Annotated in this window: 14 protein-coding genes; all 14 read right to left on the bottom strand. The window is 64.6% G+C overall.

All coding sequences use genetic code 11. The annotated features are described in order from the left end of the window. Positions 1-65: 65 nt before the first annotated feature. Positions 66-767, bottom strand: coding sequence for a hypothetical protein (locus tag NL154_RS03990; protein WP_434733623.1), 702 nt, complete (start codon positions 765-767; stop codon positions 66-68). Then, positions 764-1,768, bottom strand: coding sequence for a tail fiber domain-containing protein (locus NL154_RS03985; protein ID WP_434733622.1), 1,005 nt, complete (start codon positions 1,766-1,768; stop codon positions 764-766). Before NL154_RS03985 ends, NL154_RS03990 begins: the two co-directional genes overlap by 4 nt. Further along, positions 1,734-2,150: a GNAT family N-acetyltransferase gene (locus NL154_RS03980; RefSeq protein WP_210628743.1), complete on the bottom strand. Its 417-nt coding sequence runs from the start codon at positions 2,148-2,150 to the stop codon at positions 1,734-1,736. Before NL154_RS03980 ends, NL154_RS03985 begins: the two co-directional genes overlap by 35 nt. Continuing rightward, positions 2,147-3,970: a hypothetical protein gene (locus NL154_RS03975; protein WP_434733621.1), complete on the bottom strand. Its 1,824-nt coding sequence runs from the start codon at positions 3,968-3,970 to the stop codon at positions 2,147-2,149. The genes NL154_RS03980 and NL154_RS03975 overlap by 4 nt, the downstream gene beginning before the upstream one ends. Further along, positions 3,967-4,671 (bottom strand): hypothetical protein, encoded by a 705-nt coding sequence (locus tag NL154_RS03970; protein ID WP_434733620.1) that lies wholly within the window; start codon positions 4,669-4,671, stop codon positions 3,967-3,969. The genes NL154_RS03975 and NL154_RS03970 overlap by 4 nt, the downstream gene beginning before the upstream one ends. A gap of 35 nt (positions 4,672-4,706) precedes the next feature. Further along, the gene (locus tag NL154_RS03965; RefSeq protein ID WP_434733619.1) at positions 4,707-5,270 is read right to left on the bottom strand and encodes a hypothetical protein; all 564 of its coding nucleotides are present in this window, start codon (positions 5,268-5,270) and stop codon (positions 4,707-4,709) included. A gap of 180 nt (positions 5,271-5,450) precedes the next feature. Then, entirely contained in the window at positions 5,451-6,236 is a 786-nt protein-coding gene (locus NL154_RS03960) for a hypothetical protein (RefSeq protein ID WP_434733618.1), read from the bottom strand. Positions 6,237-6,258: 22 nt separating this feature from the next. Further along, on the bottom strand, positions 6,259-7,233 hold the full coding sequence (locus tag NL154_RS03955) for a phage major capsid protein (RefSeq protein WP_064817688.1): 975 nt from the start codon (positions 7,231-7,233) through the stop codon (positions 6,259-6,261). A gap of 15 nt (positions 7,234-7,248) precedes the next feature. After that, positions 7,249-8,277, bottom strand: coding sequence for a hypothetical protein (locus NL154_RS03950; protein WP_221155449.1), 1,029 nt, complete (start codon positions 8,275-8,277; stop codon positions 7,249-7,251). A 40-nt stretch (positions 8,278-8,317) separates the two neighbouring features. After that, positions 8,318-8,629: a hypothetical protein gene (locus NL154_RS03945; RefSeq protein WP_210628750.1), complete on the bottom strand. Its 312-nt coding sequence runs from the start codon at positions 8,627-8,629 to the stop codon at positions 8,318-8,320. 16 nt (positions 8,630-8,645) lie between these two features. Continuing rightward, complete coding sequence (locus tag NL154_RS03940) at positions 8,646-10,742, bottom strand: hypothetical protein (protein WP_434733617.1); 2,097 nt, start codon at positions 10,740-10,742, stop codon at positions 8,646-8,648. After that, entirely contained in the window at positions 10,742-12,313 is a 1,572-nt protein-coding gene (locus NL154_RS03935; protein ID WP_434733616.1) for a terminase, read from the bottom strand. Before NL154_RS03935 ends, NL154_RS03940 begins: the two co-directional genes overlap by 1 nt. Then, positions 12,279-12,749, bottom strand: coding sequence for a terminase small subunit protein (locus NL154_RS03930; RefSeq protein ID WP_210628753.1), 471 nt, complete (start codon positions 12,747-12,749; stop codon positions 12,279-12,281). The genes NL154_RS03935 and NL154_RS03930 overlap by 35 nt, the downstream gene beginning before the upstream one ends. Positions 12,750-12,766: 17 nt before the next feature. Continuing rightward, entirely contained in the window at positions 12,767-13,003 is a 237-nt protein-coding gene (locus NL154_RS03925; RefSeq protein WP_210628754.1) for a spike base protein, RCAP_Rcc01079 family, read from the bottom strand. Positions 13,004-13,396: the final 393 nt, after the last annotated feature.

The raw sequence follows: 13,396 nt of genomic DNA, 5'->3' as shown, positions 1-13,396 counted from the left end.
GCGCCGAGCGAGCTTTCACGAGTTGCTGCCCTTGAAAGCCTGAATCGCGCCTGTCACCGGCCATTTTACAGCCGTGCAAGAAGCGCACGTACGAGCGCGGCCCCTGCCTCTTCGCGGCCTCTTTTCATCGTCTCCCGCGGATTGCCGGAAGCCGGCCGGGGCGTCGGAATGGGCGGGGTGTCGGGCAGAGCGAAGGGATCGGCGGCGCCTTGCGTCTGAAACTGCGGCATGAAGCTCCGGGCTCTGGTGCGCCGGTGGGCGACCTCCTCGTTCCCCGGCTCATCGTAGCCTTTAAAAGCCCAGGCTCTGTTCATCAGGCGTTGCCCTTCCTCGAGCGATTTGGCGGCGTTCAGTCTGGCGATCAGACGAGGATCCTCCTGCAGGAAGAATTCGGCCTGCGTCTGCGGGCTGATCTCACCTGGCTTTTCGCCCTTCTGGGCGGCAGGCGCCGCCGCGGGCTGCTGACGGCCATCGCTCGCCGCTGGAAGTGGGGCATAGAGGGGTCTATCACCGGGAACAGGCGGGTTGCCGGGCAGCGGTGCGAAATTGTCGTTGCCGGGTTCATCAGCCCCCATCTCCTGCTCTTGCCGGCGCATCGCCAGCCCTCCCATCAGGGCCTGGACAAGGCGCGCCGCGCCCTGCCACGGAGATTGCACCGGGCTCGCATCCATTCCCTGCTGCAGCATGGCATGGGCCAGCCGCTTGCGCTCGTCGCTGATCTCATTTTGCTTCTTGCCGGTATCGCCACCAAAGAGGAAACCCCTCATGCCACTGCCCTTTCGTAGTTGACACGGTCGAAGCCGTCTGCATGTTCGAACACTGCGTCGGGGTGAATCTCGCGCACATCGTCTGACATCAGGCCGATCTGCATCGGACCGCCCTCTTTGTAGCGGAAGGCGTAGACCGGCAGGCCGTTGTCCAGCGTGCCGACGCGGCGGATGTCTTCCTTCAGCCGCCGGTCGGATTTCGCCCAGCCGCCGAGCAGCGAGCCGCCGAGGCCGAAGAGGCCGCCCATGGCGGCGTTCGATTGGGCGAGCTGCTGGTTGTAGAGGCCCATCTTCTGATTGAAGTTTTCGTTGATCAGGCCGGCCTGGTCGACCGTCGGCAGCTGGGTGGCCGGCGTGTTGACGTAGCTCGGCTGGTGCACCTGCGAGCCGGACATCAGCGCCGAGATCTCGTTCAGCGGCTGGTTGCGCTCGGTCAGGATCGAATTCTGCGCATTGGAATACATGTCGCCGAGATACTGGTCGGAGGCGGCCTGCTTGCGGGTGGAAAAATCGCGCATGGCGTTGTCGTAAGCCGCCGAGCCCATCGCGATGCCCTTGTCGGCGAGGCTCTGCTCGAGGCTCGCCTGGTCGCGGTTCCATTGGTTGTCGAAGCCGGAGCGCCAGTGATCGTTGACATATTTGTCGACATTGCCGGCGCTGAGGTCGACATTGGTGCCGAGGATGCCGGAGACCTTGGCGGTCTGGTCGTTGGCGAGCCTGGCAAGGCCGAGCTGCGTCTGCTGCGTCTGGTCGTAGATCGCCTGGTTCTCGGGCGAATAGGTCTGATAGGCGGAATAGGTCGGCAGCCTGTAGGTCTTGCCGGTCTGGTCGGTCATCGTCTGATAGCCGCTGACCCTGTATTCCAGCGAGCCGTCGGGCGTGTACTGGTTGGTGTGGCTGAGGCCCGCATTGGCGATGGCGGTGTCGACGTTGGTGGCCGTCTGCGCCGCGGCGGTCTGGGTCGGATCAGGCGCCTTGGGGACCTTTGGCGTGGAGACCATGGGGAAAATCCTCCTTCATGATGGCGTAAAGCAGGCCGTCGCAATCGCCGAAATAGCCGCGCTGGCGGCCTTCCGGCTCAGCGCCCACTCTGGCGAGCAGCCTCTGGGCGCTGATGTTGTCGGCGCGGGTGCGGCAGGTGGCGCGGCGGCAGCCCAGCTGGTTGAAGACATAGTCGAAGACGGCGCGCATCAGCGTCAGCGACAGCCGGTCGGCGGCGAGCGAGATCTCGATATCGTGCTCGGTCCAGACGTTGAAGACGAAGCCGGCGATGATCCGGCCGCGCTCGACATGGGCAAGCGTGGTGTAGGGCGGGTGGAAGGTGACACCGATCCTGGCGCCGACCCAGGCGGCGATCTCGGCACTGGGTTCGCAGACGATCAAATCGGCGCGCCCCTCTCGTAAAGCAGCGAGCCGCCGACGACAGCGGCTTCCGAGACCGAGCCTGACGAGCCCGAGATCAGCGCCCGGATGGTGGGCGCAAGCGCCGAACCGGCGCCGCCGGCGGAGGCGAATTTGCGCACCAGCGAAAGGCCAGGGAATTTCGAAATACCCCAGATTGCCGTTCCCCATTTCGCCGCTGCATTGTTCTCGACCGACGACAGAAGCGCTGTCGGCACTTTCGTCTGATAGTCGACCGAGATGCCGCCATACATCAGAGTGGACACGCCGATCTCGGCCGTCACCCCGATCAGCTTCGAAAGCTTGGTCGAGAGCCCGTCGCCGAAGCGGCTCCAGGCGCCGACCATCAGCGCGTCGATCGCCGCGCCATTGTCGTTGGCGCCGACTTCGGCCTCGTAAAGCGTGCCGTCGGCGGCGCCGAAGAACAGCCGGTCCTGCCAGCTCGCCCAGCAGGAAGCGGGCATGCCGACGAAGCGGCACCAGGCACCGGTCTCGGTGTTCATCACATATTGATAGGGGCCGAAGGAAGACGGCAGGTTGACGATCGCCATTTGCCGCGCCGGAAAGCTCGAAAGCTGCCATTCCTGCGAGGTCGTACCGGTCGCCGCGACGGTCGCGCGCCATGTCGGGCCGATCCTGGCGGTAATGGCGCCGAGGCTGGCGGCGCCGCGATCGAGCTGCACCGCCTTGGTGATCGGCACGATGCCATCGGTGGTCATGATCGCGAGATCGGCGCCGACCGACAGCAGGCACCGATCGGTGCCGAGTGGCCGGCCGAGCTTGAAGGTGCCGATCAGGCCCCAATTGGCAGCACTGGAAGGATCGGAGCCCTGGAAGACGATCACCTCGCCTTCCGAGGAGATCAGCACCAGGCATTGCTGCAGGCCCGTCGACACCGGGATCGTCCAGACGTTGATCGCAACAAGCGTGCCGCCATATTTCATGTTGCCGCCGACCGGCAGCGCCGTCGCCGCGCCGCTGACGGCGTCGGTGGCGAGGTACCAGACATTGGTCGAGTTCTTTTCGATGAACCACAGGCGCGAGCGATAGGCGGTGACGGCGCAAAGCAGCGAGGCGTCCGGAATGCCCGTGATCATCGTCGAGGCGACATAGGCCGTGGCGGCCACGCCCTTTTCCAGCTGAGCATTGGTCACCGTTCCGGTGACGGTGACGGTGAGCGTGCCGGCCGCCGGCGTAAAGGTGAGCGACACCCGGTTGCCGGCGCCGGTTCCGTTCAGCGTGCCGGCGAAAGCGCCGGAGAGCGTCACCGAGCCGGTGCCGAAGAAGCTCAGCGTATAGGCGGTGTTGCGCACGGCGACATTCTGGGTGGCGAGTGCCGCCGTGCCGACCAGGAAATTGTTGGTCCAGGAGGTGCCGTTGAAGATCAGCGGCGTGTCGAGGCCGTTGACGAGACGCAGGAATTCCTGGCCGGCCGGGTTGGTATATTGCTGCACCGACCAATGGGCGCTTGCGAGGCCGGAGACGACAGGCGCGCCGGCCGCACCGCCTGCCGTGACGTCGAAGATCTTGTCGCCGGCGGCGGCAAAGAGCCTGTTGCTCACGCCGGAATAGGGAATGACCGTCTGCACGTCGGCGCCAAGGCCGGTGGCGAAGGCGAGGAAGCCGTAGCGGGCGCGGACGCGGTTGGCCTCGGGAAAGAAATTGTCGAGCTGGAAGGCGGCGTCTTCGGGCATATCGGCCATCTCGACATCGGTTCGCCAGCCGCCGATCGGCGCGATCCAGTCTTTGCCTGGCGAAACGCGGCGGGTGCGGCCGTTCGGAGGGACAGGTCTGCGGGTCATGGCGTCACCGTGATCGTGCCGGGCCAATAATTCTCGAATGCCTGTCCCCTCGCCGGCAGCGAAAGGTCGACAGGGCCTGCGGCACGATCGGCGCCGATGGCGGCTTCCTTGGCTCGTTCGAAAGAGGCAAGCTCCTCGCCGTAATCGAGGCCCTTCGCTCGCTTCCAGCGCCAAATCAGCGAGAGTTCGAGCAGCTCTTCGGGAAAGAGCGCCGTGTCGGTGTCGTTAGCCCAGTTGGCGGCAGTGGCCGCGCCGCCGTTCACCGCCACCCAGAAGCCGGAGACATAGGCGTATTCGATCGTCTCACCCGCAACATTCGGGTAGATGTCGAGCCTGCCCGCCGCCATGCGCCAGATCTGCGGCACCGGGTTGGCATTGAGGATGGTCTGGCGCTGCCAGATCTGCGGCTCCACCGGGCCGTTCAGCGCTGAGAGGCGAGAGACGTTCCAGATGCGCGCATTGGCGGCGAAGCGATCCCAGTCGGAAGGGGGCTCGGCCGGCTCGGGGACGGTACCGGTCGCTTGGAATTGCCGCCGCACCATCAGCGCCGACCAGTCATGGGCCCGCATCAGGTCGCGGCCGGCGCGGGTGGAGAGGATGCGCAGCTGCATGATCTGCGGATCCGCCGACGACATGACGGCCGTCGGCGGATCGAGGTCGATCTCCGCGCAGACGTTCTGAATGATGGTCAGCAGCGACATGCGGGCGATCTCCGGTTGAGGTTTCGAATGCTGGTTCAGGCGGCGCGGCTGCGGCCCTTGCCCTCGCCTTCCCTGTCGAGCGCCTCGAAGCGCAAGGCCATTTCCTTCATCTGCTCCTGCAGCCGGCCGACCTCGCCCTTCAACCTTTCGTTTTCGGCGGCAAAGGCGGAAGCGGCGCTGGAGTTCTCGGCCGTTGCAAGATAGGCGCGAGCAGCCGCGGTCAGCTCGTTGGCGCCCATGCCGACCTTCTGTTTGGCCGTGTCGGAGAGGGCGGCGAGCTGCTCGACGGTGTAGATGTTGATCGCCTCCAGCTCCTTGATCTGGCTCGGCTTCAGATAGGGCCATTGCGCAAGCGGCGTGCCGGTCAGCTGCTCGCGAGCGGCGGCGCCGTCCTTGAAACGCTTATAGGTGTCGGCAAAACGCTGTTTGTCGTTGTCGGTGACCTCGCGATAGACCTCGGTGTGCTTGTCGCCTGCGATGAAGATGCGGACGAATTCCTTGTCGGCAAAGATCGGCCGGCCCTCCTTCTCGGTCAGAAAGGTCTGCTCGACCGGCTCGAGGCTGAAGGAGGCATAAATTCCGGTGTTGCTGTCGGGCATGGTGCTTGCTCGCTGTTGATGGCGGGGAGATTTGGATGGACGGTGGGAGCGCCCCTCCTCGTCATCCTCGGCCTTGTGCCGAGGATCTGCTGCAGATGCTCGGGACAAGCCCGAGCATGACGAGGAGGGGTCGGAGCAGCAGTCTCAACAGGCGCCGAAGCGCCCATTGACTGACGTGGTTTAGTTCACCTTCGACAGGAACGGCCGCATCAGCGTCGCCTCCAGCACGCCGGTCGCCGTGATGGTGATGCCGGTGCCGTTGGCGGTGGCGTTGGCCGAGAGCGTGATGCTCTGGACGACGCCGTTCGGGCCGTAGGTGATGCCCGCAATCGTCGTGCCGCCCGGAATTCCGGTGCCGGCAACGGCCGCGCCGATGAACGGACCGGACCCGGCATTGAGGCCGGAGAGATTCGTCAGCACGGGAGAACCGTTGACCGTCGTTGCCGCAAACGTCTGGTTGGCGGCAGCAAAGTTGACGTTGGCAATCGCCTTGGTGCCGACGGTCGCCGAGGCAGACGCGCTTGCTTGGCCCGCCGTGGTGGTCGTTTCGGCAACGACGAGGGCCGCCGTTGCACTCGCCACCTGGGCCGGCGCCTGGCCGTTGCGCTGCAGCCAGACATAATAGGTGCCGGGCTGAAGCGTCACGGCGCCAACCGGCCCGCCCGTCAGCGTCGGCGGCTGGGCCGCACCGGAGAAAACGCCGCAGCGCTGGCCGACGACGGCGGCGGCCGTGGTCAGCAGCGAGGCGACATAGTCCCGGCTCCACTGAAACCATTGGCCGGGCTGCAGGGTCGTCTGCGACGCCAGCACCAGCTGGCAATAGACCCATTCGGATTCACGATCGCCGCCGGCGATCGCGCCGAGGGCGAAGTTCGGTCCCGGAATCCCGGAGCCGGCGACGATCGGGCCTTCGACGACGAACGGGTTCGCGCCAAGACGATCGGTCTGGGAAGTTGCGATGGTCATGGATGTTGATCCTTTCGTTCGATCAGGCGAACAGCACGCCCTGCAGGAAGGCGTTGTTCATGGTGAGGTTGCCGGCAAAGCCCATCAGCTGGACGAAGGCATCCTGGTTGGTGTTCATGCGTTCGTCACCGATCGGCGCCATGTCGCGGTCGCGGTGCGGCCGGTAGAACAGGTATTTGGTGTTGAGGAAGAACATCTGGTTGAGAGGCGCACCGCCGCCGAAGCCGCCGTCGAAGATCACGTCGGCGCCCATATATTGCAGCGACTGGAAGCCGGCCATGCCCTTGTCGGCCGAGGTGATGCGCTGGATCGCCTGCAGCGATTCCCAGTAGAGGCGGAAGAAGTTGTTGTCGGCAACGACGAGATCGGGCGCGTCGGAGCCGCGCACGCAGGACATGTAGAGCCGGTTCATGTAGCTCTGGATGTTGGCATTGGTGGCGGCCGCACCACCATCGGCGGAGGCGGAGAATTTCTGGTTGCGCCAGAAACCCCAGGTGGCGCGCGAGATGCCGCCGACCGTGCCGGAGGTCGGCGAGGTCGAGATCAGGAGCTGCAGGCCGCCGATCTGCCGACCGCCATCGGCCGTGCCGTCGGAATAGCAGTCGAGCGCGATATTGTTCTTCAGCGTCGTCTCGGCATTCTCGATGCGCTGCTCGAGCAGATCGAGGATCGCATCCTCGCCGGAGTTCTGCAGCTGTTCGAGGCCGGACATGGAGACGGCAACCGCGGCCTGCTTCAGGTCGTATTCGGCGGCGGTGATGACGTCGGAGGGCTGGACGTTGAGGATGTCGTAGCCGGAATAGCGCTTGAAGGTGCTGTTTTCCTGATACTGCAGCTCCTGGACGATGGTGCGACCGCCGGAGACGGGCTTCTTGCGGCCGCGGCTGTTGAGACGGGTGAGAAGACCGTTGTTCTTGGTCACGTCGTCGGCGACCGTGCCGCTGCGGTTGCGCAGCGTCGTGGTGACGATTTCAGAGAGGTTGGGCGAAATGGGCATTGATCATTCCTTTGATCAGACTTGACCGCGCGCGGAACGCATGGCGTCGCGAAGCGAGTCTCGGATTGACGTGGGCTGGCCTCTTGCCGCATCGCGGGTCGGGCCCGGAGCGGAAGATCCAGAGATGGATCGCGAGGCCCGGCGGGCTTGATCTGCCGCTGCGGCCCTCTGGGCTTGCTGCTGGTGGACGAAAGCCGGCGCAGTCTGGCTGATCAACTGCTGGCGGATGTCCGGACGCATCCAGCATGCGGCGTCGTAGGCGTCCTGAAGTGTCGATGCTCGCCCCGAATTGATGAGGGCGACCATGTCGTCGAGAACGTCTTCGGCATGGGCATTTGCCGGATCGGAAAGAAAGGCATCGACCTGAGTTTCGGTGTCCCTCTTCCTCAAAACATGTTCGACCGTGGCCTCGACATTGATCGGCCCGGTCTGGCCCTGCTCATGGCGTTGCATCGCCTCCCCTGCCCGGCCGTTGACCAGGGCGTGAAGATTGACGCCGGCCACCTTGGCGACGTGAAGCACGGTGTTGACGGGATCGCGGATCAGCGCGTTTTCCCACTCGATCGCCCGGCGCATAACATCGGCATGGGTCATGCCGGCCTGGCGCACGATCGGGGTGAACTCCTCGAGCCCCTTGTAATCCTGGAGGACGCGGAAGCCGCGATCGACCTCCTGCTCGCGTTTGGCGATCGCCGCCTGCACTTCGCCGGGCAGGCTTGAAAACTGCGCTTTGGCCTCCGCCGACCAGCCGGGCGGCACCCGGTTACCGGGGACGGCGGACTGCTGGCGACTGTCAATCTCGCCTGTCTGCTGTGGGCCACGAGCCCCCGGGGCCGCCTGCCCTGTCCGGGCAGCAGCGGCCTGCTCCTGCCCCTTGGGCAGGAAGCGGCCATTTTCGCCGTCGCGCGGCTGGCCCGGCAGATCGCCCGGCCCGCCTTCGACAGTGTCGATCGCCGCCTTCAGGCTGTCGCGGACGCTGACCGGCTTTTCCGAGCCAAAATCTTCGCTGCCGTTGCCGGCCTCGTTCAGGTCTTCCATATCCATCTTGGGATTTCCTATTTCGGGGATTGATGCCCGTTCAGGTTCAGGCGTTGTATTCGGCGTAGACCCGCCGTAATTCGTTGCGGATCGCCTTTCGGTCCGTCTTCGGCTTTTCGATCGGCTGCGGCTTCTCATTGCCGATCTCGACGACGCCGGCCGCCTGATAGGCGGAGCGCAGCTTGGCTTTCGAAGTGTAATGCCGGCCGTCATGCATCGACTGGATCTCGATGTTGTCGCTGACGAAATGCGGCGCGGGCAGGTCCGACCGCGCGAGGTTTTTCACCGGCATGCAATTGTGCGGCCAGGCGTCGAGCGCGTGCCAGCCGCCGCAGACGCGGCAATAACGTTCTCTCATGCTGTTGCTCCCGGGCTTATTGATAGCTCGCGCGCATCTGGTCGATCGCCTGCGCCGCCGCCTCTCCGCGCGCCTGTTCCAGCATGGCGCGATGCTCGATCTCGGCTTGCGCCACGCCAAGGTCGGCTTTCCGCTGTTCGGCACCGGCCTTCACCTCCGCCGTCTTCAGCTTGAGCATCTCGGCGGGCGAAGGCTGCGGCTGCGGTTCCGGTTTCGGCGCGGTCGCAGCCTGGGAAAGCTGGGCGCCCACCTGCTCCAGCGTGCTTTCCAGCTGACGGCCGGCCCGGAAGCCGCGGGCGGCAAAGAGCAGCGTCTCGACCATGACGGGGACGAGCATCGGGTTCTGCTGCGCCATCGCGCCCGCCTGCTGGATGAAGCCGCCGACCATCTGGACGAATTCCATGCGCCGCTGCTTTTCGGCGTCCTCGTCGGGCTCGATCGTCGAATCCGTCTCGATGTCGATCTGGAAGCCGCGAATGCTGTCGTTGCGCAAGAGCTGCACCACCTCGTCGATCGTCGGCTGGCCCATCATCCGTTGCAGCTGCGGCGGCAGTTCCGGCGGCGCCATTGCGGGGGGCGCCTGCGCCGGCTGGCCCATCTGCTGCGCCCGCATGGCCGCCTGCCCGGCCGCCATCTGCATCTGCTGCAGCTGCATCTGCACCTGCTGTTTCTCCGCCATGCTCGGCAGCTTGATGCCGCTGACCAGCATCAGCGTTTCCGGCTGGAACTGGTCGCAGATGATTTCGCCGGCAAGGCGGATAATGTCGCGGGCAAAGCGGGCGAGCTCGGCCTGGCGGTCGCGAATGCGGATCGAGCCCCACTGGCTCTTGATGCGCTGCGCCGTCGCAGTCTCCGAGGCTTGGGTGTCGCCGCGCACGATGTCCGATATGCCGCTGATCTGGTAGACGTCCTCGATCAGCTGCTTGCGCGCCGCCATGCAGGCGACGATCACCTTCTGCACCTCGTCGATCGGCAGCGTCACGACAGCTTTCGAGCCGCCCTTGTCGGTGAAGGCAGCCCATTCCGGGATCGGCACCATCACCATGTCGTTGTCGGGCCGCATCGCCTTCTCGATCGCCGGCGAGATGGCGCCGTCGCCGGAGGGATAGAAGACTTTCAGCCGCAGCTGATCGGTCAGCTTGTTGATGCGCCGGGTCAGAAGATCGATTTCATCGCATTGCTGCTGATAATAAACATAGTCGGGAACCGGGATCAGCGAGCTCGTCGACATCGTGCCATAGGCCGGGCGCGGGCAAGGCCAGAAATGCGTCAGCTCCAGCGGCGGCTCGGAAACTTCGAGCGCGACGGGCGAACCGTCAGCGATCCAGATGGTATAGTTCTCGCTCTTGCACCAGATCTCCCAGACATGGGTCCTGCCTTCGTTTTCGGCGCGCTCGGCCTGGCTTTCGCCCTTGCGGGCACCGGCAGCCTGGGCCGCGCCTGACGCCATCGCCTCACGGCCGAAGCGCTTTTCCATCTCCTCGCCGCTCATCGGCACGCGCCGCGCCACCCAGGTGACATCCTTCCAGCGGCGGGCCGGCGAATGCAGGAAATCCGACCAGTGGACATAGTCGATGCAGACGCGCTCGTCGGCAATCGTTTCGAGGGCTGCGCCCAATCCGCCGGGCAAGCCGTTTTCCGCCGCCGGGTCCGAGGGCGCCACACCCATGTCCAGCGGCTCGAAATCGGCCTCATAGCGCAGCCACACCGTGCCGCGGGCGCAGAGCAGGAAATCGTCGCGCACCGCCCGCATGATCGAATCGAGATCGGCCTCGTCGCCTGTATAGGCGAGATTGCGTTCGACGATTTCCGAAGCGATGCGGGCGACGGGTTCGGCATCCTTGAAGCGGCGCTCGACGACCGGCTGCGGCACGCGGGCATAGACGGCCGGCTGCAGCACCGCGGTATTGGCCCAGAGCATCGGGAAGCGGCGCTTGGCGGCGCTCGTCTGGTCCGCCTGCTGGTCGAGATAGATCTTCTCGATCTTGACGCAGCGGTCGTGCCAGGACTTGAAATAGCGCTGGGCGCGTTCGAGCTCCTGCTGCCAATGGGCGCCGACCTTTGCCGGATCCCAGTGCTGCCCGCCTTCCAAAACCGTCGTCTCGTCTTCCATCAAACACGCTCGCTCTGTCTCGGAGTGGAATCGGCAAATTCGTTGAATGTCATGGTCTGGAATGTCGGCAGCGGCTTACGCTCGGGCTTCAGCGGTTCGGGCGCCAGGCCAGTGAAGATGATGGCGAGACCGCCGAAAGCATCCGCCCCATGTGAAGCCCAGTTGTGCAGCGGCTCGCCGCGGAAGACGCCGAGATCCCCGTCCCAGTCCTTGCGATAGTTGCGCAGGCATTTGATGCCTTGGGCGCAGCCGGCCTGGTCGAATTCGACTTTCGCCAGGATGCGCCGGGTGCCGTTGATGCGGTCGTGGACATAGGCGCGCTCGACCTTGCGCACCGTGCCGAGGCCGCGCGCCCTGACCTCTTTCAGCATGATCTCGATGCGGGTCATGCCGCCGCGCGTCCATTCCCTGACCTTGATGTCATGCGGCATGTTGTGGACGCCGTAAACATAGTCCTGTTCGGCGGCGCGCCGCTCCAGCTCGTCGAGCATGCCGTCCATGCCGGTGCCGGTATGCTCGAAATAGCCGATCATCCTGACGCGGCCGGGCAGCACCTGGAACAGCCAGACGCTGTTGGCATCGTCCATGCCGATATCGGAGATGGTGTGGACCGGATAACCTTCGACATGCGGGAAGACGCCGATGCGCTCCTCGGCGTCGGCAAGCGCCATCTGGTCGGCATAATAGGCGCCTTCGACACTTGCCTCGAACGCCTCGGCGGGCGTCGAGGGATATTCGCGCTTCATGTCGCCGAGCTGGATCTCGGCCTTCTTGACGTACCAGGCCTTCTGTCCCTCCGTCAGTTCGATGCCCTGTTCGGCAAGCTGGCGGAAGTATTTGACGGAAACGTCGCTGATGACGACACCCTCGGGGGCGATCGAATATTGCGGCTCCTTCCACCAGGGGAAGAAGTGGAACTTGAAGTCGAGCTCGCTCAGGACAAGTGCCTGGCGCTGCTTGACCTGGGCATCCTCGCAGAGCGAATAGAAATGCCCTTCCTGGCCTTCCGCCGTGCTTTCGACGAAGACCATCTGGCCGGCCTGCACGGTGTTCAAGGCGCCGGTCCGGACTTCCCGCGCCTTGTCGGGATATTTGGCGCAGAGCTTTCCATATTCGGAAATATGCAGATATTGCAGCGTGCCCGAGCGCAGCGACGTGCCGACGCGGATGCTCGAATTGTTGGCGAGCAGCAATTCGCTCTGGTTGGTCCTGATAACAGGCACGGCGTTGCGGATGCCTTCGGGCAGATTGTCATAGGGATATTTGATCTTGTCCCGGAAGATCGTCTGCACGTCGCCGAGCGTATGGGCGATGGTGCCGGCTCTTATATCCCGGTTGAAGACGCAGGCATCGAGCATGAAGATCTGGATGAAGGTGGTCAGCCCCAGCTGGCGGGCCTTCAGGAGCACGTTGAGATAATGCATCTCCTCGAAAAGGCTCGTCTGCATCATGTTCATTTCGAACCTGACGCGGCGGCCCGCCTTGTCGGTGATCCAGTAGAGATTGTTCAGCCGCCAGCGCCAGTCGGAAAACTGGTCAACCGCCGCCTGGAAGTCCGCGCGTCCTGCCATTGACCGCCTCCAGCAATTGCGAGACCTCGCTCGTTGCGCCCTGTTCAGGCTCCATCTTGGCGCCGTATTTCTTCGGTCTGAGCTTCTCGGCCACCCACTGACGGGTGGCGATGCGCAGCTGCGAACGCCGGATCGCCTCGCCGTTCTCCTGCCAGCCGGTGATCTCGCCGGCCGCATTCTTCTTTTCGATCCAGTCGTCGCTGCTGTTGTCGGCGATTTCGACCATCTCGTCGACAAAGCTGTCGGCCATGATCTCGCGGGCCAGCGCATAGCGCGCCCGGAACGCCGCCTTGTCCTCGTCCGCCAGCCAGGAGAGCACCGTCGATTTCGCCGGCATGTCCTCGTCCCGGCAGATGGAGCGCAGGCTTTCCCGGTCGGCGATGCGCGCGCAGATTTTTTCCGCCAGCGCCTGGCTGAACTTGCTCGGTCTGCCCATCGATCCGTGTCTGACGCTCAGAACAAGGCGATAATGTTGGAGGCCGTGGTCCCGGTCAGCGCCACGATCGCCGCATGAACCGGCAGGATCGTCCCGGCCGGCACGCTCTTGAAGACGACCGGATCCACATCCCGCCGCGGCGCAATCGCCACATCACCGGCCGTGCCGATATAAAGCGCCCGGGCGCCGACAATCGCGGTATCGTTCGGCGTCACCACGGCGGCCCGCGAGGCCGGAGCAATCGAGGGGTCCATTGTAAGTCTCCTTATGAGAGGTGGATGTCCTGCCAACACGGCCGCGTCGGGCGCTGCTATGCTCGATATGGCCAAGCGCGCTCCCCCACCCTCCGTCTCCCAGGACTTGACCTGAGATCCATGCCCGCCGCTGGTGGAGCCCAGCCGTGGATACCAGGGGCAAGCCCGATCCTCGGGTCAAGCCCGATCCTCGGGTCAAGCCCGAGGAGGACGGAGCAAGGAGTGAGCGCTGTGCCAAGCCGCGTGGTCGATGACGCCGGCCGGAAAGCCCTGCCGAATGACGCACGCCATCGAAGCGTCGCCGGCCTTCACCGCCGGCGTCACCTCTGAATTCAAATCTCGCAGCTTGGATTTACGGTAGGATTAAATGATCCGCTGGGAGGTGATCAAGGA

The sequence above is a fragment of the Rhizobium sp. YTUHZ044 genome (assembly GCF_051123975.1).
Classification (GTDB): Bacteria; Pseudomonadota; Alphaproteobacteria; order Rhizobiales; family Rhizobiaceae; genus Rhizobium.
This window is presented reverse-complemented; position numbering and strand designations above follow the sequence as displayed.